The 21,760-nt window shown below is 40.8% G+C and carries 19 protein-coding genes and 1 other annotated feature; of the genes, 3 read left to right on the top strand and 16 right to left on the bottom strand.

All coding sequences use genetic code 11. The features are described 5' to 3' along the window. Positions 1-47 precede the first annotated feature (47 nt). A complete protein-coding gene (locus LCD32_RS15785) occupies positions 48-1,397 on the bottom strand; it encodes an amino acid permease (RefSeq protein WP_008348215.1) in 1,350 nt (449 codons plus the stop codon). A gap of 75 nt (positions 1,398-1,472) precedes the next feature. Then, positions 1,473-1,697 (bottom strand) — a binding site (T-box leader). Between the two features lie 91 nt (positions 1,698-1,788). Next, positions 1,789-2,463, bottom strand: coding sequence for an NAD(P)H-dependent oxidoreductase (locus tag LCD32_RS15790; RefSeq protein ID WP_045033987.1), 675 nt, complete (start codon positions 2,461-2,463; stop codon positions 1,789-1,791). 221 nt (positions 2,464-2,684) lie between these two features. On the opposite strand from LCD32_RS15790, the gene LCD32_RS15795 reads away from it, so the two are divergent. Beyond that, a complete protein-coding gene (locus LCD32_RS15795; protein WP_017357877.1) occupies positions 2,685-3,050 on the top strand; it encodes a winged helix-turn-helix transcriptional regulator in 366 nt (121 codons plus the stop codon). Between the two features lie 9 nt (positions 3,051-3,059). Here LCD32_RS15795 and LCD32_RS15800 read toward each other — a convergent pair whose 3' ends face one another. From LCD32_RS15800 to LCD32_RS15810, 3 genes are all read right to left on the bottom strand, one after another. Next, on the bottom strand, positions 3,060-4,247 hold the full coding sequence (locus LCD32_RS15800; RefSeq protein ID WP_060781468.1) for a PDZ domain-containing protein: 1,188 nt from the start codon (positions 4,245-4,247) through the stop codon (positions 3,060-3,062). Positions 4,248-4,315: 68 nt separating this feature from the next. Further along, positions 4,316-4,669 carry a swarming motility protein SwrAA gene (locus LCD32_RS15805; RefSeq protein WP_007500014.1) on the bottom strand — a complete coding sequence of 118 codons (354 nt, stop codon included), beginning with the start codon at positions 4,667-4,669 and terminating at the stop codon, positions 4,316-4,318. Between the two features lie 343 nt (positions 4,670-5,012). Next, positions 5,013-6,458: a S41 family peptidase gene (locus LCD32_RS15810; protein WP_213407025.1), complete on the bottom strand. Its 1,446-nt coding sequence runs from the start codon at positions 6,456-6,458 to the stop codon at positions 5,013-5,015. Positions 6,459-6,611: 153 nt separating this feature from the next. On the opposite strand from LCD32_RS15810, the gene LCD32_RS15815 reads away from it, so the two are divergent. Further along, positions 6,612-7,352: a sulfite exporter TauE/SafE family protein gene (locus LCD32_RS15815; protein ID WP_017368130.1), complete on the top strand. Its 741-nt coding sequence runs from the start codon at positions 6,612-6,614 to the stop codon at positions 7,350-7,352. Positions 7,353-7,400: 48 nt separating this feature from the next. Here LCD32_RS15815 and LCD32_RS15820 read toward each other — a convergent pair whose 3' ends face one another. The 5 genes from LCD32_RS15820 to LCD32_RS15840 form a co-directional block, all read right to left on the bottom strand. After that, positions 7,401-8,663, bottom strand: a complete 1,263-nt coding sequence (locus LCD32_RS15820; RefSeq protein WP_224564212.1) for a murein hydrolase activator EnvC family protein — start codon at positions 8,661-8,663, stop codon at positions 7,401-7,403. A gap of 114 nt (positions 8,664-8,777) precedes the next feature. Beyond that, entirely contained in the window at positions 8,778-9,668 is an 891-nt protein-coding gene (gene ftsX, locus LCD32_RS15825; RefSeq protein WP_024719915.1) for a permease-like cell division protein FtsX, read from the bottom strand. Continuing rightward, positions 9,661-10,347, bottom strand: coding sequence for a cell division ATP-binding protein FtsE (gene ftsE / locus LCD32_RS15830; protein ID WP_008348229.1), 687 nt, complete (start codon positions 10,345-10,347; stop codon positions 9,661-9,663). The genes ftsX and ftsE overlap by 8 nt, the downstream gene beginning before the upstream one ends. A gap of 382 nt (positions 10,348-10,729) precedes the next feature. Further along, a complete protein-coding gene (gene cccB / locus LCD32_RS15835) occupies positions 10,730-11,059 on the bottom strand; it encodes a cytochrome c551 (RefSeq protein ID WP_007500002.1) in 330 nt (109 codons plus the stop codon). A 48-nt stretch (positions 11,060-11,107) separates the two neighbouring features. Continuing rightward, positions 11,108-11,956: a YitT family protein gene (locus tag LCD32_RS15840; RefSeq protein WP_060781471.1), complete on the bottom strand. Its 849-nt coding sequence runs from the start codon at positions 11,954-11,956 to the stop codon at positions 11,108-11,110. Between the two features lie 189 nt (positions 11,957-12,145). Here LCD32_RS15840 and LCD32_RS15845 point away from each other — a divergent pair, with 189 nt between their 5' ends. Further along, positions 12,146-12,880 carry an alpha/beta family hydrolase gene (locus tag LCD32_RS15845; RefSeq protein WP_060781472.1) on the top strand — a complete coding sequence of 245 codons (735 nt, stop codon included), beginning with the start codon at positions 12,146-12,148 and terminating at the stop codon, positions 12,878-12,880. A 214-nt stretch (positions 12,881-13,094) separates the two neighbouring features. On the opposite strand, the gene LCD32_RS15850 is transcribed toward LCD32_RS15845, so the two are convergent. The 6 genes from LCD32_RS15850 to LCD32_RS15875 form a co-directional block, all read right to left on the bottom strand. Beyond that, entirely contained in the window at positions 13,095-14,888 is a 1,794-nt protein-coding gene (locus LCD32_RS15850; RefSeq protein WP_050826652.1) for a M3 family oligoendopeptidase, read from the bottom strand. Positions 14,889-15,012: 124 nt separating this feature from the next. Then, positions 15,013-16,114 (bottom strand): peptide chain release factor 2 gene (gene prfB, locus LCD32_RS15855; protein WP_096881918.1). Its coding sequence is split into 2 segments (ribosomal slippage): positions 15,013-16,041 and positions 16,043-16,114, totalling 1,101 coding nucleotides; the frame shifts between segments, so codons are not numbered across the junction. Between the two features lie 67 nt (positions 16,115-16,181). Next, positions 16,182-18,707: a preprotein translocase subunit SecA gene (gene secA, locus LCD32_RS15860; RefSeq protein WP_035701569.1), complete on the bottom strand. Its 2,526-nt coding sequence runs from the start codon at positions 18,705-18,707 to the stop codon at positions 16,182-16,184. Positions 18,708-18,905: 198 nt separating this feature from the next. After that, positions 18,906-19,469, bottom strand: a complete 564-nt coding sequence (gene hpf, locus LCD32_RS15865; RefSeq protein ID WP_007499992.1) for a ribosome hibernation-promoting factor, HPF/YfiA family — start codon at positions 19,467-19,469, stop codon at positions 18,906-18,908. A 189-nt stretch (positions 19,470-19,658) separates the two neighbouring features. Next, positions 19,659-21,344 (bottom strand): methyl-accepting chemotaxis protein, encoded by a 1,686-nt coding sequence (locus tag LCD32_RS15870; protein WP_100324727.1) that lies wholly within the window; start codon positions 21,342-21,344, stop codon positions 19,659-19,661. A gap of 33 nt (positions 21,345-21,377) precedes the next feature. Further along, positions 21,378-21,758, bottom strand: a complete 381-nt coding sequence (locus LCD32_RS15875) for a hypothetical protein (RefSeq protein WP_008348244.1) — start codon at positions 21,756-21,758, stop codon at positions 21,378-21,380. Positions 21,759-21,760: the final 2 nt, after the last annotated feature.

Here is a 21,760-nt window from a genome sequence, read left to right on the forward strand (position 1 = left end):
AAAAGCGTGCGAGACCCTTCAGAAGGTCCTGCACGCTTTTTAATAAATTAGACGGCTGTTTCAAACCGTTTTCTGTTAATAAAGAAAGAAAGTGTAATGATTAAATAAATGCCCATTGTGACCAGCGTTTGAACAATTGGTGTATTGAATACAACGCCAACAAAAATGGCCATGATCGCAATAACGGAAAACCACGTTGTGAAAGGATACAGCTTCACGCGATATCCGCCTGGCTGTGCGACGCTTCGAGATTTCAAATGACCGACGGCAATGATAAACCAGATGAATAGAACTGTGTAACTTAAAGAGCCCATCAAGTAATTAAACGTTTGACTTCCTACAAAAAGAGAAATCAATACAGCTGCATACAAGGTAGATGTACATACAAGGATGGCTCGAACAGGCACCTGCTGTTTTGACAGCTTGGAGAATCCTTTCCATACACGGCCATCCATTGCCTGTGTATAAAGCACCCGTGATGAAGCATACAAGCCAGAGTTCATAGAAGACAAAATCGCTAGTAAGATAATACCATTCATGATGTCACTAGCATACGGTACTCCGATTGTTGCAAACACTGTCACAAATGGACTTACTTGCTCATTGTTTACTTGATTCCAAGGGATTAAGCTGACAATGATAAAGAACGGTAGTACATAAAAACCGATGATGCGTACAAACGTACTTTGAATGGCCTTTGGGATGACTTTTTCAGGGTTTTTTGTTTCTGCTAAAGTGACCCCAATCATCTCCGTCCCACCATATGAATACACGACAACCAGCATTGCTGCAATTAATCCGCCAGTACCATTTGGGAAAAATCCACCGTGATCCGTTAAGTTAGACAATCCAGGTGCTGCATGCTGGCCGAATGAGACAAATAGCATGGTGAATCCAATGATAATAAATAAGATGATGACAGCAATTTTAATAGAAGCTAACCAATACTCTGTCTCAGCAAACATTTTGACTGAGCAAACATTAATGATTGTGACTACAAGTGAAATGATTAACACAAGCATCCAGATTGGCACTTGTGGGAACCAGTACTGAATAAAAATGGCCGACACAATCGCTTCTGCTGCAATGTTCAGCACCCACATTTTCCAATAGATCCAGTCTAAGAAATAGGCCGGATATTTTCCTAACACAGGTTCAATCAAGTCACGGAATGTTCTTGCTCCAGGTCGTGCAACGGTCATTTCGGCAAGTCCTTGCATAATAAATAATAAGATAAGACCACCAATCATGTATGCCAAAATGACAGCAGGACCCGCAATATCAATGGCAGAACTGCTTCCTTTAAACAGACCAGCACCGATGGCACCGCCAAGCGCAAGCATCATAATATGCCTTGATGTCATTGTTCGTTTTAACTGCACATGTTCCTTTTCCATTTTCTATAGCTCCTTTAAATTTGAATCTTCAGACAAATATAAGATAAAAGCATATAAAAAGGCCAGCCATCTCCTGGAAGAGACGACTGACCTTGCAACCGCGTTACCACTCTTATTGATTCAGCCATGGCTGAATCCAACTTAAAACCCGATAACGGAGGTCACACGTAAAGACTTACTATTCATTCAGTCTTACCGCTCTTTGAGCGAGTTCAATGATTCGTTTTACTGCGTTGCACCGACCCGCAGCTCTCTTAAAAAACGGATGTTCATTTACTATTCTCAAGTCAAAGCGTTTATAGTCAAATTTGTATATTCGTCAAAGATTTTATTTTTTAAATATACTGACTAACCACGCAATTGTCAACAGCCTTTTTCAGACAAACAGCGATTAACGAATCCAAACAGCTACTTCATCCATCGGGCGACGTGTTTTGCCGCGTTTTGGCTCAGTGACACGATAACCAAAGGCTGCCATGACAGAGATGTCGTATTGACCATCCTCCAGTAACCCTTCTTCTTCTAAGATACGATGGATGTGATCGTAGCTAAATCCTTCAACTGGGCATGAATCAATGCCGATCTGTGCCGCAGCTGTCATCATGTTACCTAAGGCAATATACGTTTGTTTTGAAGCCCAATCAAATAATGTACGGTCATTTTCTAGCAGATGAAGATCGTTCTCTTGGAATTCTCTGTAGCGCCCCTTGACCATTTCAAACGTTTCGTCTGTCATTCCTTTGATTTGCTTGTTGATGTATTCTGCATATGCTGAATCATAGCGGGCATCTGTTCTTGCCAAGATGATCACAAAATGGCTGGCAGTTGGAAGCTGCTTTTGCGCCCCCCATGTATACTCTTTTAATTTTTCTCTGAATGCTTCATTTTGAACAACGAGGAACTTCCAAGGCTCAAACCCTACAGAGCTTGGAGAAAGTCTTCCTGTTTCTAAAATAAATGCAAAATCATCCTCTGGAATCTTTTTCGCTGGGTCAAACTCTTTTGTCGCATGACGGAATTCATACGCCTCAATGATTTCTTTTTTTAATAGCTCTTTGTCTCGCATATTATTCATCCTTTCTAATGAACAGGTGTGTTCCCACAATCCAATTTCTTTCCATTCCCTCATAGAAATTGTTATGATAGGAAAACAAACAACCCGAATGTGTGATGTCCTATCTCTATGGTAAAAGAAAAGCTTCCATTGATTCAAGTACGCACATTTTTGTTCGTTAGGTACAAACATGTTCGTTTATGACCATTTTCGTTTAAGAAAGGAATGTTGAGATGAGTGCACCATCCAATCCAGTCAGTATTGTGAATCATGGCTGTCCCGTGTCTATCACTACAAATGTCATCGGAGGGAAATGGAAAGGCGTCATCCTTTATCATTTGACTTGCGGTCCAAAGCGTTACAACGAAATACGCCGGCTTCTGCCAAGAATTTCGCAGCGTGTCCTGACGTTGCAATTACGAGAACTTGAACAAGACGGGATTGTTCACCGTGAAGTCTATGAGGAAGTTCCTCCTCGTGTCGAGTATTCACTGACTTCTCTTGGAAATACGTTAAAGCCCATTATCTTTGCCATGCGTGAATGGGGCGAATCCTATGGGAGAGAAACGCGCCCAAAAGAAAAAAGCTGCCATCTCTAGCAGCTTTTTTTAAGATGAAATCGCCGTTGGCTCTTGCTGAGGATCGTCCTTCACAAACAGTATACCAAGCTGGTGATGCTCCCCTTCGTAAGAGGCGCGTTTCTCAAATCTTGTCTGACCATTGAGACCAATGATCTCGAGCTTTGTCAGAGCACGGTTGGTTTGTAGTGCTTCATAAAATTCTGAAACGGTTTTGATCTCGATTCCATTGACCTTTGTAATCATTTCTCCGATCTCAAGCTTTAAATCAGCCGCAGGGGTATTCGGAATGATACCAAGCACCATAAGCCCTTGATTCCGCTTAGAGAAAAAGAATGGTGCAGCGTTGTCATTCGCCCTCTGCTTCCATGATAGAAAAGCTCTTCCTGCAATCGCTAGAACAACAGCTCCCCACGCAATCGGCTCAAACCAAATACTTGCCGCACCTACTACAGCTACAGCTAGACCGAGCATCATAATACGGCGTGACGTAATTTGAATACTCACAATTGGCAGCGATCCTTGAATACGCTGGCCAAAGCCGATGATGTAAGGGATCACAATAAATGAAAAGCTTTGATCGTGCACTTGAAGCACAGGCCACCATGGCAGAGAAGAAGTCCATTCACCTGCCGGCACCAGCAAAACAAGTGGTAGAAGCCACAGACGGTTTGCTCGCTGCTGACCGATCAAAAGTCCTCTCGCACTCATCACCATTGCAGGCGATGTACGTAAATGCGCCGTTCGATAGGCTAACATGCCTTCTGTCATTAACAGTAGCCCTAACAGGATCACAACGGCTGATGCATTCATCATTGAAAGCTGCGGCAGCCAGGAATGGCTCACTTGAACAGACATCAATCCAAATGCCGCAATAAAACTGAAACCGAGTGTGTATGCAGACGAAAGCGCACTCGCCTTAAAGAATAAAGAGAAAACGATGGTCATCGCTGCAATCAGCACGATGAATCCAGGCGGAAGGGAAATCCCTAAGCCTACAGATATGATCGATAGACAAATTCCTGGAACCCATCCCTTTGAATATGTAAATTTCAGTTCATCGTAAACATCTTCTATTCTTGTTTGAAACGCTTTTCTCTCCCGCTTTACGCGGATGTAGCCATATAATAGGCTGATTAATACCATAAAATAAAAAAGAGGATGGATTAAAAACAGACCGACCGCTTTTAATCCGGCTCCCATCCACTCCGAGCTCATTATCGTTCACCGCCCAAGTCAAGCATTTTCTCTTATTCTATCAAATAAATCGATGCTTGACATCAGGTTTATTTCTCCTGATTCATCCAAAGTGTGACATTCGACAGTGAAAAATCTTTTAAATAGTGATTCACATCTACATCTAGTATGCCGCCGAGAAGCTGCATGGACCTCTTGATGTCGGTTAAGTTTATACCAAGTCTCTTATGATTATCCATTAAATAATTGAAGTATATCTCAGCACAGTCTTCATCGATCTCGTCGACTGATTCTACCGTTGTGTAATTGACCAAGTACCTGCTTAACAGCATGAGTAGACTTAATGCCTTTGTAGCCGAAAACGTCACATCTTTCGTACGACTCTTAAGCTCCTCTACCAACTCGTAATATTTTTTCTCTCTCACAATACTTGCCCTTTTCAATTGTGTACCCCCATTTACTAGTTCTTTTAAGAAAAGCGCAAACCTCGGTACAGCTCAATGCTTAAGCTGAATATCCGCAAAAAATAAAATATTTAAAATGAGTGCTACTTTTTATTGTAAGAATTATTTATGTAACATACAACTTTCAAAAGTTTCATTTTCATGACATGTTTAAATCAACAGAAAGTCTCTTATATAAATATTTATCGGGTAAATTCGAAGGAATGTTATGTTTTTTGTAAAATAAATGAATATATTTCTCGATATAATATATTTTTAAGAATAAATTATTACATGTTCGTAACACTTATGAACCAAAAAAAAGAGGCATTTATTCGCCTCTTTATTTTTTGAGATATAGTGCTTTTAGTGCAGTTTGCAGCTGAAGATCATTCTTTTCATAAGATTTCACTTCATCTACCATCTTGTTCATCATTTTCGCTGTCTTTAAATCAATCACACCAGATTTATCGAGATTGTATGTGCTTTGAAATGCGAGTACAGCCTTTTTCGTTTCTTCGTCAAAATATCCATCTACTCTGCCAGGGTCAAATGATAACCCTTTTAACAATGTCTGTGCTTGTCTGACTTCTTCATTGTTCATATCAAGCTGAAGCGGTTCTTTCAGCTGGAGCGGGCCAACGGTGAAGTAATCTGGTTGATGAATCGCAATGGTCGGCACAACGCCTTTTTTGTGAATCCAATTCCCTTTCGGTGTCAGCCACTTATACAGCGTTAATTTAATGTTACTTCCATCTCCCATTGGTACCGCCTGCTGCACAGTTCCTTTACCAAAGGAAACGTCACCTACCACTTCATACTTCCCTGCTTCTTTCAAAGCACCAGCCAGAATTTCAGAAGCGGATGCACTTCCTTTATCAATTAAGACATTGACCGGGTATGGTTTTTGTTCTTTTCGTTTTGAAAAATATCGTTTTCGATCGCCATTCCGTTCTGCAATTTGAATATATGGCTGATCCTTTGTGATAAAATGTTTCAAAATATCTTCCACACTTTGTAGATAGCCGCCAGGATTTCCTCTCACGTCCAGCACAAGGCCTTCCATGCCCTTTTTCTCGAGCTTATTCAAGCTTGCCGTGAAATCCTTCGCCGTATCTTCAGAGAAGCTAGAGATCGCGATATAGCCTGTTTTATGACCATTGACCTCTTTCATTGAAGCCGTTACGGTTTCAAGCGGGATTTCTTCTCGTTTGATATGGAATGTTAGCTCTTTTTCAATTCCATTTCGTCTGATTTTCAAGGCGACAGACGTTCCTTTTTTTCCTCTTATTTTCAGTACAGCATCGTTTAGGCTTTTTTCTTTCATCGACTCACCGTCAATGCTGATGATTTCATCTTTCGGTTTCAGACCCGCCTTTGCCGCAGGGGATTTTTTAAAGGCAGAGACAATGATAATCTTTCCTTCATCCATTCCAACTTCTGCCCCAATTCCTTCAAATGAGGAATCAAGTGAATCCGAAAATTGCTTTGCGGTTTGCTTGTCCATGTATACTGAATACGGATCATTTAAGGTTGAAAGCATTCCTTGTATGGCACCTTCAAGCAGCTTTTGACGATCCACTTCCTCTACATATTCATTCGAAATGAGGTCATAGGCTTTCTCAATTTTCTCCATTCCGTTTTCCTTCGCTCGATCACTTGATTGAGCTTGTCCAGCCACTGCAGCCGCTTTCGGTGACTCCGCTTGAGTCGCCTCTTTATGCGTCATAACCCCTGCACTGATGATGAGAATGACACTTGCCATGATGGATGCGATTTGTTTTTTCATATTTGGCCTCCTTCTTCAACTCTTCCTGATGACCTGAGTTATTATATGCCAGAAGAAGGGATTTCATGTAAAGACATTCTCCTAGGGAGGCTTGACTAATCATTTCATTAGGTGTAATTTTTATTTTGTTACGATCGAGAAGGAGTCATCGCTATGTATATTATATTGACTATGCTTTTATTAGGAATTTTACTAGGGTTTGTAGGAGCTGGCGGGGCTGGTTTTGTCATCGCATTGCTGACGTTAATCTTTGATGTACCAATCCATACTGCACTTGGTACATCTTTAGCTGCTATGGCATTTACGACTTTATCTGGTGCATACAGCCACTACCGAGAAGGAAATATTCAGCTCAAATCAGGTTTGATTGTCGGTGCACTAGCTTGTATTGCTTCATTTGCCGGAGCAAAAGTGGCTCCTTTTATTCCAGAGGATAGCCTGCACTATTTAACAGCTGGTATGCTCTTTTTATCTGCTGTTTTTATGATGATCAAATTGTTTGTCCTAAAAGAAGATGCTGAGCAGCAGCCGCTTTCTTCACGCCAATTGCTGATCAGGGGCATTATATTAGGCCTTGTATCAGGGATGCTTTCAGGGATGTTCGGTATCGGATCAGCACCATTTATTCAAGTGGGGCTTTTGATTTTGCTGAAGCTGTCTATTAGACAAGCTGTTGGCACAACGATGCTAGTGATTATTCCAATCTCTATTGGCGGTGGGATTGGTTATATTTCAGAAGGCTATGTTGACTTTATCCTGCTCGTTCAGATCTTAATCGGTACCGTATTAGGGGCTTTTATTGGGGCAAAATTTACACGCCTTGCGCCGAAACCTCTCTTAAAATCCGCTGTGCTTTTAACACCTATTATTGCCGGATTACTGCTGTTATTTTAATTTCATCTACATGAAAAAAGCCGATAACATGCTGTTATCGGCTTTTTGTTAGCGGATATATTGCGCTGGATTGACTGCATTTGATTTCGCGCCATTCCATAATCCTTTATGAATTTCAAAATGAAGATGCTGGCCATAAGACTGACCTGTGTTGCCCATATATCCAAGGAATTGACCTTGCTCGACTCTTTGACCTGTTGACACACTTCTTGTTGAAAGATGAGCGTATACCGTTTGATACGTTTGGCCATTGATGTTATGTGTAATGAACACCACGTTCCCATAACTCGACGAGTAGCTTGAGTTCGTGACTGTTCCAGATGCGGCTGCAACGACAGATACAGTGCCTTTTGCAGCGATATCTAATCCGTAATGCTGTCCGCCAGAACGTCCGCCAAAGCCTGATGAGAAACGGCCTGCAGCTGGTTTAATGAAACCTGAGCTACTTGCTGGTGTATCTGACACTTGATCAGATCCTCCACTTGGTGCAGGTGCACTTTTTTCAGCAACTGCTTGTTCTGCTTTCTTCGCTTCTTCTTTTTGACGACGTGCCTCTTCAGACTTTACCGCCGCTTTTTGATTCGCTAAAATTTCTTGTTCATTTTCAAGCTTTCCTAGTTCATCATGTGCATGTTCTTTTTCTTCCGTTACATGACCAAGGACTTTTCCTTTTTCTTTTTGCTGTTTAGATAGGTCCTTTTTCAACGTTTCAAGCTCTTTCAAAGATGTTTCAAGTCCACTTAGCTGTTTATTTAGCTCTGCTTCTTTTTGCTCTACTAGCTCCAAATCATTTTCGTGTTCTGTAATCATGTCTTTATCTGCTTCGACAATGGTTGTGACAGCTCCCACACGACTGACAAAATCACTAAAGCTACGAGCACCTAGCAGCACATCTAAATAGTTGATTGTACCGCCACTTTTTTGCATAGAACGAATTCGATCTTTGAAAATCGCTTTCCTCTTTTCAATTCGCTCGTTGATGACTTCAATCTCTTTTTTTAGTTTTTTGATCTCTTGTTTCGTCTGTTTGACCTCTTTTTCTTTTTCAGCGACTTTTTCAGTTGCGGCACTTACTTTTTGGTCAATTTTTTCAATTTCTTGCTTTAGCTTTGATTCTTTCTTTTCAAGCTTTGCCAGTTCTGATTTCTTTTTCTTCAAGATTGATTCAGTCTTCGATGTTTTCTCTTCAATTTGTTGACGTTTTTGATCTAGGTCTTCGTATGCGAATGCACGATTTTCGTTCCCTGGAATGTATAGCCACGTTGTTCCAATAAACGCTGCCATTCCAGCCATCATCAGCTTTCTTTTCAAAACGATATTCCCCTCCCATGACAACTGCCTGCATAAAGAGTCGACCGGATGAATTGGATCAACCGGTCACATCTTCTATAGAATCTTCGAGTGCTGCCATCAATATAAATAGATTTATACTTTCAAGAATTTACGGATGGACGTTAAACTTCCCCACACACCGATAATGGCACCGATCAATAGAAGGATCAGTGATACTTGATAGACAAACGGATTGTATGGAAGCATTGAAATAAATGAACCTTGTACCCTTGGTGCCACCCAGCCGACAGCATATTGATACGTGCCAAGCAATACAGCGATTGGTATAATCGAGCCAAATACACCAAGTAGTAATCCTTCGATGAAGAACGGCCAGCGGATAAACCAGTTCGTTGCACCTACTAGTTTCATAATCTCAATTTCTTTACGTCTAGCAAAAATCGTAATCTTGATCGTATTGGAAATCAAGAACATCGCTGTAAATAAAAGCCCAATAATAAGTGCGATGCCGACATTACGCGCCACTCCGACAACATTAAAGAGTCGGCTGACCTCTTCTTTTCCATAAGTGACTTTATACGTCCCTTTTAGGTTTTCTAATTTCTTCGCTACTTTTGGTGTATCGTGGGGATCTGTTGTTTTCACAATAAACGCATCATTCAATGGATTTTCTTGATCAACCAATCCCATTGATTGTCCATTTTCACCAAAGCTTTTAATCAGTGCTTTTAGTTCATCATCCTTGGATGAGTATTTCACATCACTGATTTCAGGAATTTTCTCAATTTCTGCTTTTAATTCATCCTGCTGCTTTTGATTCGCAGTTAAATCGATGAGAACTTTTACTTCTACTTCTTTCTCAGCGTTCGATGCCATGTTATTCAAGTTGAGCATAATAACAAGAAAAACCCCAACTAAAATCAATGTGACAGTGACCGCACTAATTGATGCAAATGTCATCCACGTGTTTCTTCCAAGTGAACGGAAGCTCTCACGTAAATGCCGCGAGAGAGTTTTAATCATAAATTCCGTACTCCCCTCTTGCTTCGTCACGCACAATCATTCCATCTTCGATTGCGATGACGCGTTTCTTCATGCTGTTTACAATCTCTTTGTTGTGTGTCGCCATGACGACTGTTGTTCCGCGGTTATTAATCTCTTCGAGTGTCTTCATGATTTCCCATGAAGTATCTGGATCAAGGTTTCCTGTCGGTTCGTCTGCAATGACAACCTCAGGATGATTGACGATCGAACGAGCGATCGATACACGCTGCTGTTCACCGCCGGAAAGCTGATCTGGAAATTGACGAGCTTTGTGCTTTAATTGCACCAAATCAAGTACTTCAAGCACTTTTTTCTTAATAATACTTGGCTGTTCACCAATGACTTCAAGAGCAAATGCCACGTTCTCAAAGACCGTAAGACTTGGAAGCAGTTTGAAATCTTGGAATACTACGCCAATTTCTCTTCTCACATAAGGAATTTCTTTTTCCTTCATCGAGCCTAAATCTTTGTTATTAATTAAGATTTTCCCTTTGGTTGGCTTCTCTTCACGATACATCATTTTAATGAACGTGGATTTACCAGCGCCACTGGGACCAACAACATACACGAACTCTCCTGGATGGATAGAGACATTGATTCCATTGATCGCCTTTACACCATTAGGATAGATCTTATAGACTTCCTTCATTTCAATCATGTAATCACCTAATCTTTTCTTATTCGCTGTCAAACAGCTTATCATGATGTTCTGACACTTCTCGTCAAAAAACGTTATGTATGGTCACGCACATACCCTTCGATACGCACAAGCAATTTATGTCCTTTTCATCCAAAAAGATGAAAAAATTGAATGGTCTAAATTTCAACAACTCCAATTATACGTCATGAATCGACGCAATGGTATTACATTTATATTTCAAAACTTATAAATAAAAGGTAAATAGAGCAACCAAAACCGAAAAACGTGTCTTTTTACCCTTATTTTTTAAATAAAATTTAATATAATACGCTTTCATACTATCCAAAAGTCTTTTTCTACAAATAGAAAATAAAAAAACCTTGTCGATTAGACAAAGGTTTTATTTTTTCTCTGCAAGCCACTTGGCGACTTCTTTTGCTTGTTTTTCATCTACCATTCCACTTGGCATAGATCCTTTACCGTTCTGGGCAATATCTGCAATTTGGCTTTCATTATATTTCTTCCCGACTTCTTTCAGGCTTGGGCCGCCTCCGCCAGATAAGTCTTTTCCATGACAGCCAATACAGTTTTGCTGATAAATCTCTTCACCACTACTCACATTTGAAGCACTTTTACTGCCTTCTTTGTCACTGCTGCTTGAATTTCCTCCACAGGCCGCAAGTACAAAAAGCATAGCGACAAAAAGAAGCGTTAATCCGCTCTTTTTCATGTATTTCCCTCCCTTACAATCATTTGGTCAACGTTATTATATCCTTGTTTACGCCCTTTTAAAACCCTCACCAAGCACCTCTTTTGCATCCATGACGATGACAAACGCTGATGCATCGATCGCTTTTACCACTTGTTTCAACTTTGTGAATTGTGACTGCCCTACCACACACATTAAAATAGGCCGGTCATGGTCGGTGTACCCACCTACTGCTGAAATCTTCGTTACACCACGATCAATTTGATCAAACACCGCCTGTCTGACCTCATCCTCATGACCCGTAATAATCATGGCCATCTTCGAGTGACTAAAGCCTGCCTGAACCACATCAATCGTCTTACTAGAAATGAACACTCCGATCACAGCGTACAGTCCTTCTTCAATCCCAAAAACAGTCATGGCCGCCAAAACAATCAAACCGTCCATCATCGCTAAACAAGTACCTAACGTCAGCCCTGTATATTTATTGATGATTTTGGCCGCAAGTGCCGTTCCTCCCGTTGAACCATTGCCGAGGAAAACGAGCCCAATTCCGATCCCAATCACTACACCGCCAAATATTGCGGCGAGCAGTGCTTCATGGGTGACAGGAGCAATGTGTCTTGTTAAGAACACCATTAAAGGTAAAAAGACAGAACCAACGAGCGTTTTTATCCCAAATGTTCCACCTAATAAATAAAAGCCTGCGATAAAGAGCGGAATATTGAGACCCCATTGTACATATGCAGCTTCAAAACCGAATGACTGCATAATGGTACTGATTCCACTCACACCGCCAGCAGCAATCTGATTTGGTAATAATAACGTATTAAAGCCAACCGCCACGATGGCTGATCCTATTAAAATAAGTACATAATTTTTCACTTCAATCCAAAGTTGAGAATGTTCCTGCTTCATGTCTTTCTTCCTCCGTTACTTCTGAATGCACACCTATTTTAAGCCCTCTCATTCAGATTGTAAATAACAGCCAAATGCAGTGCTAATGGATTAATACTTTATCACACAGCCGGATCAGCGTACTTGCCGTTTGGCAGAAGAGTGAATGATGGTATATTTAATATGTACATGAGAAAGAAGGGACATACGATGAAGAAAATACTGAAGATCACCGGTATTACATTACTTGCACTCATCATCTTAGCTTTTGGTGCTTTCTATACATGGAGCCGCTTTACATATGGACCATCGGAAGCGTTAAAAAAGCAGATGAAGATTGAGCAAGTCGATCATAAAAACGGGGTATATTCATTTGAAGCATCGAAAAGCGATACTGGCATCATTCTCTATCCTGGGGCAAAAGTTGAACCTCTTGCGTATGCCTATCTTGGGAATGCGCTGATGAAGAAAGGCTATTCGGTCTTTATCCCAGACATGCCATTTTCCTTCGCGATTTTTAATACGAAGAAGGCAGAGGAGATCCTCAAAAGTCATCCGGCCATCAAGCATTGGTACATTGGCGGACATTCGCTAGGCGGGACAGCTGCCGCTATGTATGCAGAGAAAAATCAAAGCAAGCTGGACGGCCTCTTTTTCCTTGCCTCCTATCCTGCATCAGATGATTTGAAACAGGCTTCCTTGCAAGTATTATCTATTTCAGGCGAAAAAGATGGTCTCGCAACACGAGAAAAAATCAAAAAATCGAAAAAGCAGCTGCCTTCTCAAACGGTGTATCATGAGATAAAAGGTGGTAATCATGCTCAATTTGGCATGTATGGCAAACAAAAAGGGGATCAGCCTGCAGACATTCCAGTCCTCACGCAACAAAAAGACATCGTTCAGACGATGCTGGAATGGGTAAAACCAGCAAAAAAGCTCCCGTAATGGGAGCTGCAAGATTGTTGACAAAGGGCTAAAATGAACTTGATTTTAGCCCTTTGTCTTCTTTTCAGCGTGATAGAAAACCTTTGCAGTCTAGGAAGGACGAGCATCGGCGCGGAGCGAATTTGACATTCGTGAGCACCGAAGCGCAGGACTGACAACGAATGCGAGGGTTTGTCTACACGCTGAAGCTCCCATAATGGGAGCTTTTCATTTTTTATGCCTTCGTCGCTTCTAAAAACTCTTCAGCATCTGCCACAGCCAGTGAAATGGCCTCTTCCCAAAATGCTTTTTGAGTAAGGTCGACACCTAGGTGCTTATATGCCAAATCTTCTACAGTCATTGACGCTGTATCTTTTAATAGCGCAATATATTTCTCTTCAAATGATGCCCCAGCCTGCAATGCTTTCGCGTAAATACCTAGCGAGAACATGTACCCGAAGGTGTAAGGGAAGTTATAAAACGGAACACCTGTAATATGGAAATGCAGTTTAGACGCCCAGAAATGCGGATGGTATTCATCTAAAGAGTCGCCAAAGGCTTCCTTCTGTGCTTCTACCATCAACTCATTCAAGCGGTCAGCTGGCACTTCTCCTTGTTTGCGCTCTTCATAAAAACGTTGTTCAAATAAGAAGCGTGATTGAATATTCATAAAGAATGCCACACTGCGCTGCAGCTTATCCTCTAGCAAACTGAGACGCTCTTCTTCATTGGCCGCCTCTTTTAATGAAGCATCTGCCACAATCATTTCAGCGAATGTCGACGCAGTTTCAGCTACATTCATCGCATATTTACGATTCAACATCCGAACATCCTGCATGACTTCCTGATGGAACGAATGACCAAGCTCATGTGCTAGTGTCGCTACATTGGATGGAGTCCCTGAGAAGGTCATAAAAATACGTGATTCTCCGCTATCAGGGAAATTCGTACAGAAACCGCCCACTCGTTTGTTTGGGCGATTCTCAGCTTCTACCCAGCGTTCATTAAAAGCTTTTTCAGTAAAAGCAGCAAGCTCTTTTCCAAACCCTGCGAAATGCTTGATAATAAAAGCGGCTGCGTCTTGATAAGAATAGGTCTTTGTCTCACTTCCAATAGGCGCCCCCACATCAAACCAGCTCAGTTTATCAACCCCAAGCATGTCAGCTTTACGTTGTAAATATTCAATGAATGGCTGTTTATGTTCATCAATGACAGACCACATTGTATCGAGCGTCTCTTGTTTCATCCGGCAAATATCAAGAGGCTCTTTTAATATATGATCCCATCCTCTGGCTTCATATACTTGTAGACGAAAACCAGCGAGATGATTGAGTGTGCTTGCAAACAAATGTTCATCCTGTGTCCATGCATGTTCTAAATTATGATACACGGCTTTTCTCACTTCACGGTCTGAATCATCCATCGCATTTTCTGCTTGGCCTACAGAGATCATTTGTGTTTCACCATTTTGCTCAAATGGAATGGTAATTTTGTTCACCAAGCTAGAATAAAGTTCATCCCACGCATGATACCCATCTACTGCTAGCTTTTGAATGAGTGTTTCCTGTTCAACAGGCAGTTGATCTTTCACATGTTCTCTTCGTTCATTTAATATGTAACGAACATCTGAAAAAGCGGCTGAATCCATTAATTCTTCCCACTGGCTAGTGGGAATCGCAGCAAGTGATTGATCAAACCCGGCTAGAATGGTTCCTAATTCAGCTTCCAGCTTGGCAATAGACCCTCGGAGGCTGCCCGCCTTCATATCCTTTGTATTTTGAGATTGTAGACAGGATACAAATGAACCTGCTTGTGCTAATTTTTTATATGTGATTTCATACGTTTCAAGGACAGCTGTTAACTTTTTTTCAATTTGTGTATCTTCTTTTGAAAAGGCATCTACCTTTTGTCGTAACTCATCTAATAGCTGCTGTATATGCTCTAAGTATGTGATAAATTCTGATGAAGAACTGCCTCCTTTAAAAAAGGCATCTAAATCCCACGTCTCTTGTAATGGTTTTAATCCCAAATTATTTCCCCCTTTAATTGCTAATTTCATCATACAAAGGATATAGAGTCAGTATGGCATATGTATTCCTTTATATTCATTATATTTTCTCACAATTAAAAAAACCCGGCAAGAAGCCGAGTTTTTATGATAATTTTGAACGTAAATACGCATCGATAAAGGAATCTAAATCTCCATCCATCACCGCTTGAACATTTCCCATCTCCGTGTTGGTACGATGGTCTTTTACAAGGGAATATGGGTGGAAGACATACGAGCGAATTTGGCTTCCCCAGCCAATTTCTTTCTGTTCTCCTCTGATTTCATCCAATTCCGCCTGTTGTTCTTCGATCCGTTTTTGATAAAGCTTAGATTTCAGCATTTTCATTGCACGTTCTCTGTTTTTGATTTGGGATCTTTCCGTTTGGCACGTCACGACGACATTTGTTGGGATGTGTGTGATACGAACCGCAGAGTCCGTCGTATTGACGTGCTGCCCCCCTGCACCACTTGCACGATACGTATCCACCTTAATATCCTCTGTACGAATATCGATATCAATTTCTTCATTAAATTCTGGCATGACATCACAGGAAACGAAAGAGGTGTGTCTACGGCCAGATGAATCAAATGGAGAAATACGGACTAAACGATGGACACCTTTTTCTGCTTTTAAGTAACCGTACGCGTTATGTCCTTTAATCAGTAATGTCACAGACTTAATTCCCGCTTCATCCCCTGGAAGATAATCAAGTGTTTCGACCTTAAAACCTCTGCGCTCTGCCCAGCGGGTGTACATTCTGAGTAGCATAGAGCCCCAGTCCTGTGATTCAGTACCACCTGCACCTGGGTGAAGCTCAAGAATGGCATTGTTTTTGTCATACGGTTCACTTAAAAGAAGCTGCAATTCAAACTCGTTAAATTGTTTTGTTAAGTTCTTCAGCTCTTTTTCAAGCTCTGCATGAAGCTCCTCGTCATAATCTTCCTTTAATAAGTCATGTGTCATTTGTAGTTCTTCATGCGATTCACTGAGTTCATGATAGGAGTTCACAGAATCCTTTAGTGCATTGGCTTCATTGATTACCCCTTGAGCCTTTTGCTGATCGTTCCAAAAATCAGCCTCTGACATCGTCGCTTCAAGCTCTGCGATTTTGACTTCTTTTGTTTCTAGGTCAAAGAGACCCCCTAAAATCAGCTAGCCTGCTAGCCATATTTTCAAGCTCTTGTCTAATTTCTACTAATTCCATATCCTTCACCTCATAGATGTATCGGGGCTGACATGAATAGAAAGAGGTTTTCACCTCTTTCCATTACTTATTCTGTCTTCCCATGACAATTTTTATATTTCTTGCCGCTTCCGCAGTGACATGGTGAGTTTCTTCCGATATCCACCACTTTACGCACCGGCTTTTTCTTCACTGTTTTCTCCTCATCGCCTTCTTGAGGCTGATGAGCAGTTGTTTGTCCTTGAACGACTTCTTCACGTTCTAGGTTGTTTTGGATTTCTGATTTCAGCACATATTTAGCGACGTCATCTTCAATTGAAGCGACCATATGCTCAAACATCGCAAATCCTTCCATTTGATACTCTCGAAGCGGATTGGTTTGTGCATATGCACGTAAATGGATTCCTTGACGCAGCTGATCCATTGCATCGATATGATCCATCCACTTCGAATCTACTGCACGAAGAACGATGACTTTTTCAAATTCACGCATTTGTTCATCGCCAAATGTCTCTTCTTTTGCATCATATTTCTCTTTAATCCGCTCCATGATGAATTCGGTAATCTCATCTGCTTCTTTACCGAAGATATCTTTGACCGAAATGGCACCTTCATCTAAATAGTTCGTGTTGATTAATTCAACAAGACCATCTAGTTTCCATTCTTCTGGAAGTTCTTCTTTCGGCGTGTAAGATCCAACAGCCCGCTCAATAGACGATTGAATCATATTGATCACAATCGATTTCAAGTTATCAGAATCGATGACTTCAAAACGCTGTTTGTAAATGACTTCACGCTGTTGACGAAGAACATCATCATATTGCAGAAGCTGCTTACGGGAATCAAAGTTATTCCCCTCAACACGTTTTTGAGAAGATTCAACAGCTTTTGAGACCATTTTACTTTGAATTGGAGTAGAGTCATCCATACCGAAGCGATCAAGCATCGCCATTGTCCGCTCTGCACCAAATCGGCGCATCAATTCATCTTCCATTGAGAGATAGAATTGAGTAATCCCTGGGTCTCCTTGACGACCAGAACGCCCACGAAGCTGATTATCAATACGGCGTGATTCATGACGCTCTGTCCCAATAACAGCAAGACCGCCTAGTTCTTTCACACCTTCGCCAAGCTTGATGTCTGTTCCACGTCCCGCCATGTTTGTCGCAATTGTAACGGCACCTTTTTGTCCAGCTTCCTCAATAATTTGTGCTTCACGCTCATGGTTTTTTGCGTTTAACACTTGATGAGGGATGCCTTTATTTTTAAGCAGTTTTGAAATCAATTCAGATGTCTCAACCGCAACAGTTCCGACAAGAACCGGCTGTCCTGTCATATAACGCTGTGCGACGTCTTCAGCTACTGCTTTAAATTTGCCATCCATTGTACGGTAAATTAAATCAGGTCTGTCATCACGCACAACCGGTTTATTGGTTGGGATTGTGACAACCTGCATATTGTAAATGTTACGGAATTCCTCTTCTTCCGTTTTCGCTGTACCTGTCATACCAGATAGCTTTTCATACATACGGAAGTAGTTCTGGAACGTAATGGTTGCAAGTGTCATGCTTTCATTCTGCACTTCAAGACCTTCTTTTGCTTCAATGGCTTGGTGCAGACCTTCACTATAGCGACGTCCTTTCATTAAACGTCCTGTGAAGGAGTCAACGATGACGACTTGACCATCTTCCACAACATAATCAACGTCTTTTTGCATCGCAACATGCGCCTTAAGAGCCTGCGCGATATGGTGGTTAAGAGCGACATGTTTGACATCAAACAAGTTCTCGATGCCAAATGCTTTTTCCGCCTTCGTCATTCCGCTTTCAGTCAGCTGTACACTTTTTGTTTTAATATCATAAGTGAAATCGTCTTCTATTTTTAACGTACGAACAAAGGCATTTGCTTGTACGTAAAGTTTCGTCGATTTTGCAGCTTGTCCAGAAATAATAAGAGGTGTTCTCGCTTCATCAATTAAGATGGAGTCAACTTCATCGATGACGGCATAATGAAGTGGTCTTTGAACCATTTGCTCTTTGTACAGCACCATGTTATCTCGTAAATAATCAAAGCCAAGCTCATTGTTTGTTGAATACGTGATATCAGCAGCGTACGCTTCTCTTTTTTCATCTTTGTCTAAGCTGTTTAAGTTTAAGCCAACCGTTAAGCCAAGAAATTCAAAAATCTTGCCCATTTCCTCTGCATCACGACTTGCCAAATATTCGTTGACTGTCACAATGTGGACGCCTTTTCCAGAAAGAGCATTCAAATAAACAGGCATCGTTGATGTCAACGTTTTACCTTCACCTGTTTTCATCTCAGAGATATTCCCTTCATGTAGGGCGATCCCCCCCATGAGCTGCACCTTAAATGGGAACATTCCTGTCACGCGGCGGGAAGCCTCACGAACCGTTGCAAATGCTTCAACCAAAAGGTCGTCTACAGATTGTCCTTTTTCAAGTTTTTCTTTAAATTCGATCGTTTTATTTCGTAAAGCCTCGTCAGATAATTTCTCAAAATCTTGAGCGAGAGCTTCGATTTCATTTGCCTTTTTTTCATATCGGCTGATCGTACGTTTCGTAGGATCAAACACTTTGTTTAAGATTCCAAGCATATAATAACGCTCCTCTATTTCATGCAATTTTTCGGCATGTCCAAAAGTTTGACAGGTCCATATTTACCTGCATTTATCATACCATACCTTCCTTGATTTCCAAAGAATTTGCAATGATTTAGCACAAAAAACCCGCCCCTAATGAAGGGAGCGGGTTTACTTTTTTTAGGTCATTTTCGGATCAAAAGGAACGAATGATTAAGCGTTCGGCTCAATGAGTCCATATTTACCGTCATTTCGGCGGTATACCACATTGGTCAAATTTGTCTCAGCATTTGTGAAGACAAAGAAACTGTGACCTAACATGTTCATTTGGAGAATGGCCTCTTCGCTATCCATTGGTTTTAAATTGAAGCGTTTTTGTCTGACGATTTCTGTTTCATCAATCTCTTCGTCATCTTGAACTGCTACTTCGGACGCACCGTTTCCTCCAGCAAATAAATGCTTTTTCGCACCTTGCTCACGGAATTTACGGTTCACTTTCGTTTTATGTTTTCTAATTTGACGTTCTAATTTACTGGTTGCTAGGTCTACTGCATTGTACATATCCTCATTATGCACCTCTGCTCGAAGTGCTAGATCAGTCATTGGAATGGTAACCTCAACTTTAGATTCTTGATCGTTGTAAAATTTCAAGTTCACGTTGACTGAAGCATCAACATCTGACTCAAAATAACGCTCCAACTTTCCAATTTTTTTCTCGACATGATCTCTTAGTGCAGGTGTTACTTCGATGTTTTCTCCTCGGACATTGTAATTCATGTAAAGAACGCCTCCTTTAAAATTAAGGATATGTAAACTTATTTCTACTTTTCCCTCCTTTTCTCCTGCTCAAACGTAAAAAAAATGTGAATTTTTATTGAAATTTGTCGAATCCTGCGGTGCTTCAGCTTTTACTTGATAGGTGATGAATATATATTCGATTGTTTCTTGAAAAAGACCATGGCGCTGTTAAATCTTGAAAGATGAAATAGATGTTTTCAGTGATTGAGACAAAGATTTTAAATCTTCCGCAGCTGCTTTCATTTCCTCATTCGCCGCTAGTGATTCTTCAACAGCCGCCGACATGTACTCTGTTTCCTCAGAATTTCGCTTGGCTCCTTCTTCTATCACACCAATTGTTTGAGAAATTTCTTCTGTACTAGCTGAGATTTGCTCTGTCGTGGCAGAAAGCTCCTCTGCTTTCATCGAGATATCACGGATGGATTCCAGAATTTCTTGAAAGCTCTGTTCAGACAATTGCGATACTTTCACACCTTCTGCTACATCTCGTTCCACTTTCGTCATAGATTGAGACGATCTTTCAGTATCTTTGTTCACGTTGGCGAGTAGCTGACTAATTTGATCAGTCAGCTGACTTGATTCTTCCGCCAGCTTTCTGACTTCATCTGCAACAACCGCAAAACCTCGTCCATGTTCCCCAGCCCTTGCTGCTTCAATGGCTGCGTTTAAAGCAAGTAAATTTGTCTGATCTGCAATGGCATGAATATTCCCCAACAGGTCTTGAATGCCAGTAAACTGTACTTGTACATTGGCCATTGTAGAATGATGTTCATTCACAGATTCCTTAATAGAACTCATTTGTTTCACAAATTGTTGAATGAGGGATGCGCCCTCTTCAGCCTTTTCAGTCACTGAAATTGAGTGACCCGAAACATCAGACGTATGTTCAGCCGCATTATGCATACCAGTCGAGACTTCTTGAATCGCCGAAGCTACTTTTCCTACTGCATCCGATTGTTCACGTGAAGCTTCACTGACCTGTTCAATCGAGCTAGACGTCTGTTCACTAGCCGAAATGGTTTGACTGATGGTTTCTTCAAATTGAGCAGCAGAATCAGCTAATTGCCTTGACCCGTTTTGCACCTGTAAGATGAGCTGACGCAAATGAGCTGTCATTTGGTTAAAAGCCGTACCGAGCTGGCCAATTTCATTTTTAGAGGTTACTTCAATCTCTTCAAGTGTGAGGTCACCATCTGCCATTCTTCTTGCTGCATGTGTGACAGAGACAATCGGTTTTGTCATACGATGAACAAACCTTGTGCCAATGACTAAAAAGCCGACTATAATCGCTGCGCTAACGAGAATAAGCGTCAGCAATAATTGGTTACTTTCTTCATTGAGCTGACTGATTTTTTGATCCCGCTGTTTCAATTGTGTTTGAGCAAATTCTTTTGTAAAGGTATGTATTTCTTGTTCGATAGGTTGTAATTCTTGACTGAGGCGGGTGTTGAATTCTTTTTGATTTTGCATATTCAATGAATTAAATAATCGATTTGTTGAGGTGTAGTAAAGATAATTTTTTTCGGAAATTTGATCTAACAGATTTTTTGCTTGTTTAACGGTGCTCATTTTTGATGCTTCAGCTGTTTTCTTATTGATTTCTTCATATGTTTGCTCAATCTTCTGTAAATTTTCAGCATCTTGAACAACCACATACGTTTTAATTTGTGCTTCTTGCTTTTGTAGCAGTGCCTCTAATTCCAGCGAGGTCTGGTACAGCTTTACTTCTTTGGTGAGAAGTGCTTTATACGATTGATCTGTTTTGTAATAAATAAAACTAGAAAACCCCAAAATACTGACAAACAATACACATATGACAATAAGCCCAAATAAAAATTGATTTTTTAGTCTCATAAATTCCTCCGAATGGTCTGAATTGAACAAAAATTAATGAATGACATACGGCCTCATACAGGCATGTATTTCATCCATCCACTTTCTATATTCAGGTATAAAATATGATGTAAGGAATGACTGGAAGTGATTTGAAGGGAATGTATAGAAAGCTAGTATATCGAAACTTAAAAAAATTTGGTCAAACGATCGAATCGTCTTGGCAAAGTGCTCATTTTCAATAATCGAAAGCAGAAGCGGATGTGTTGTCTCTAAATGAAAGAAGGCATGGATCAGATCATTAAAGATCCGATCCCCTTCTGTTTTAGCGAAATCCTTCTCAATTTCATCTAAATATTTTAGACTCTCTTCTATCGTATATAGAAGGTCATAATATGTGGTTAATAAAATATAGTCATCTGAACGATACGCCACAG

Source organism: Bacillus sp. RSS_NA_20, assembly GCF_020165915.1.
Classification (GTDB): domain Bacteria; phylum Bacillota; class Bacilli; order Bacillales; family Bacillaceae; genus Bacillus; species Bacillus altitudinis.

Coding starts and splice junctions, on each gene's coding strand:
- ftsE (WP_008348229.1), bottom strand. CDS start 10,347: ATGATTGAAATGAAGGAAGTCTATAAGATCTATCCTAATGGTGTAAAG.
- LCD32_RS15870 (WP_100324727.1), bottom strand. CDS start 21,344: ATGAGACTAAAAAATCAATTTTTATTTGGGCTTATTGTCATATGTGTA.
- secA (WP_035701569.1), bottom strand. CDS start 18,707: ATGCTTGGAATCTTAAACAAAGTGTTTGATCCTACGAAACGTACGATC.
- LCD32_RS15845 (WP_060781472.1), top strand. CDS start 12,146: ATGAAGAAAATACTGAAGATCACCGGTATTACATTACTTGCACTCATC.
- hpf (WP_007499992.1), bottom strand. CDS start 19,469: ATGAATTACAATGTCCGAGGAGAAAACATCGAAGTAACACCTGCACTA.
- LCD32_RS15810 (WP_213407025.1), bottom strand. CDS start 6,458: ATGAAAAAACAAATCGCATCCATCATGGCAAGTGTCATTCTCATCATC.
- cccB (WP_007500002.1), bottom strand. CDS start 11,059: ATGAAAAAGAGCGGATTAACGCTTCTTTTTGTCGCTATGCTTTTTGTA.
- LCD32_RS15815 (WP_017368130.1), top strand. CDS start 6,612: ATGTATATTATATTGACTATGCTTTTATTAGGAATTTTACTAGGGTTT.
- LCD32_RS15840 (WP_060781471.1), bottom strand. CDS start 11,956: ATGAAGCAGGAACATTCTCAACTTTGGATTGAAGTGAAAAATTATGTA.
- LCD32_RS15785 (WP_008348215.1), bottom strand. CDS start 1,397: ATGGAAAAGGAACATGTGCAGTTAAAACGAACAATGACATCAAGGCAT.
- ftsX (WP_024719915.1), bottom strand. CDS start 9,668: ATGATTAAAACTCTCTCGCGGCATTTACGTGAGAGCTTCCGTTCACTT.
- LCD32_RS15800 (WP_060781468.1), bottom strand. CDS start 4,247: ATGAGCTCGGAGTGGATGGGAGCCGGATTAAAAGCGGTCGGTCTGTTT.
- LCD32_RS15790 (WP_045033987.1), bottom strand. CDS start 2,463: ATGCGAGACAAAGAGCTATTAAAAAAAGAAATCATTGAGGCGTATGAA.
- LCD32_RS15795 (WP_017357877.1), top strand. CDS start 2,685: ATGAGTGCACCATCCAATCCAGTCAGTATTGTGAATCATGGCTGTCCC.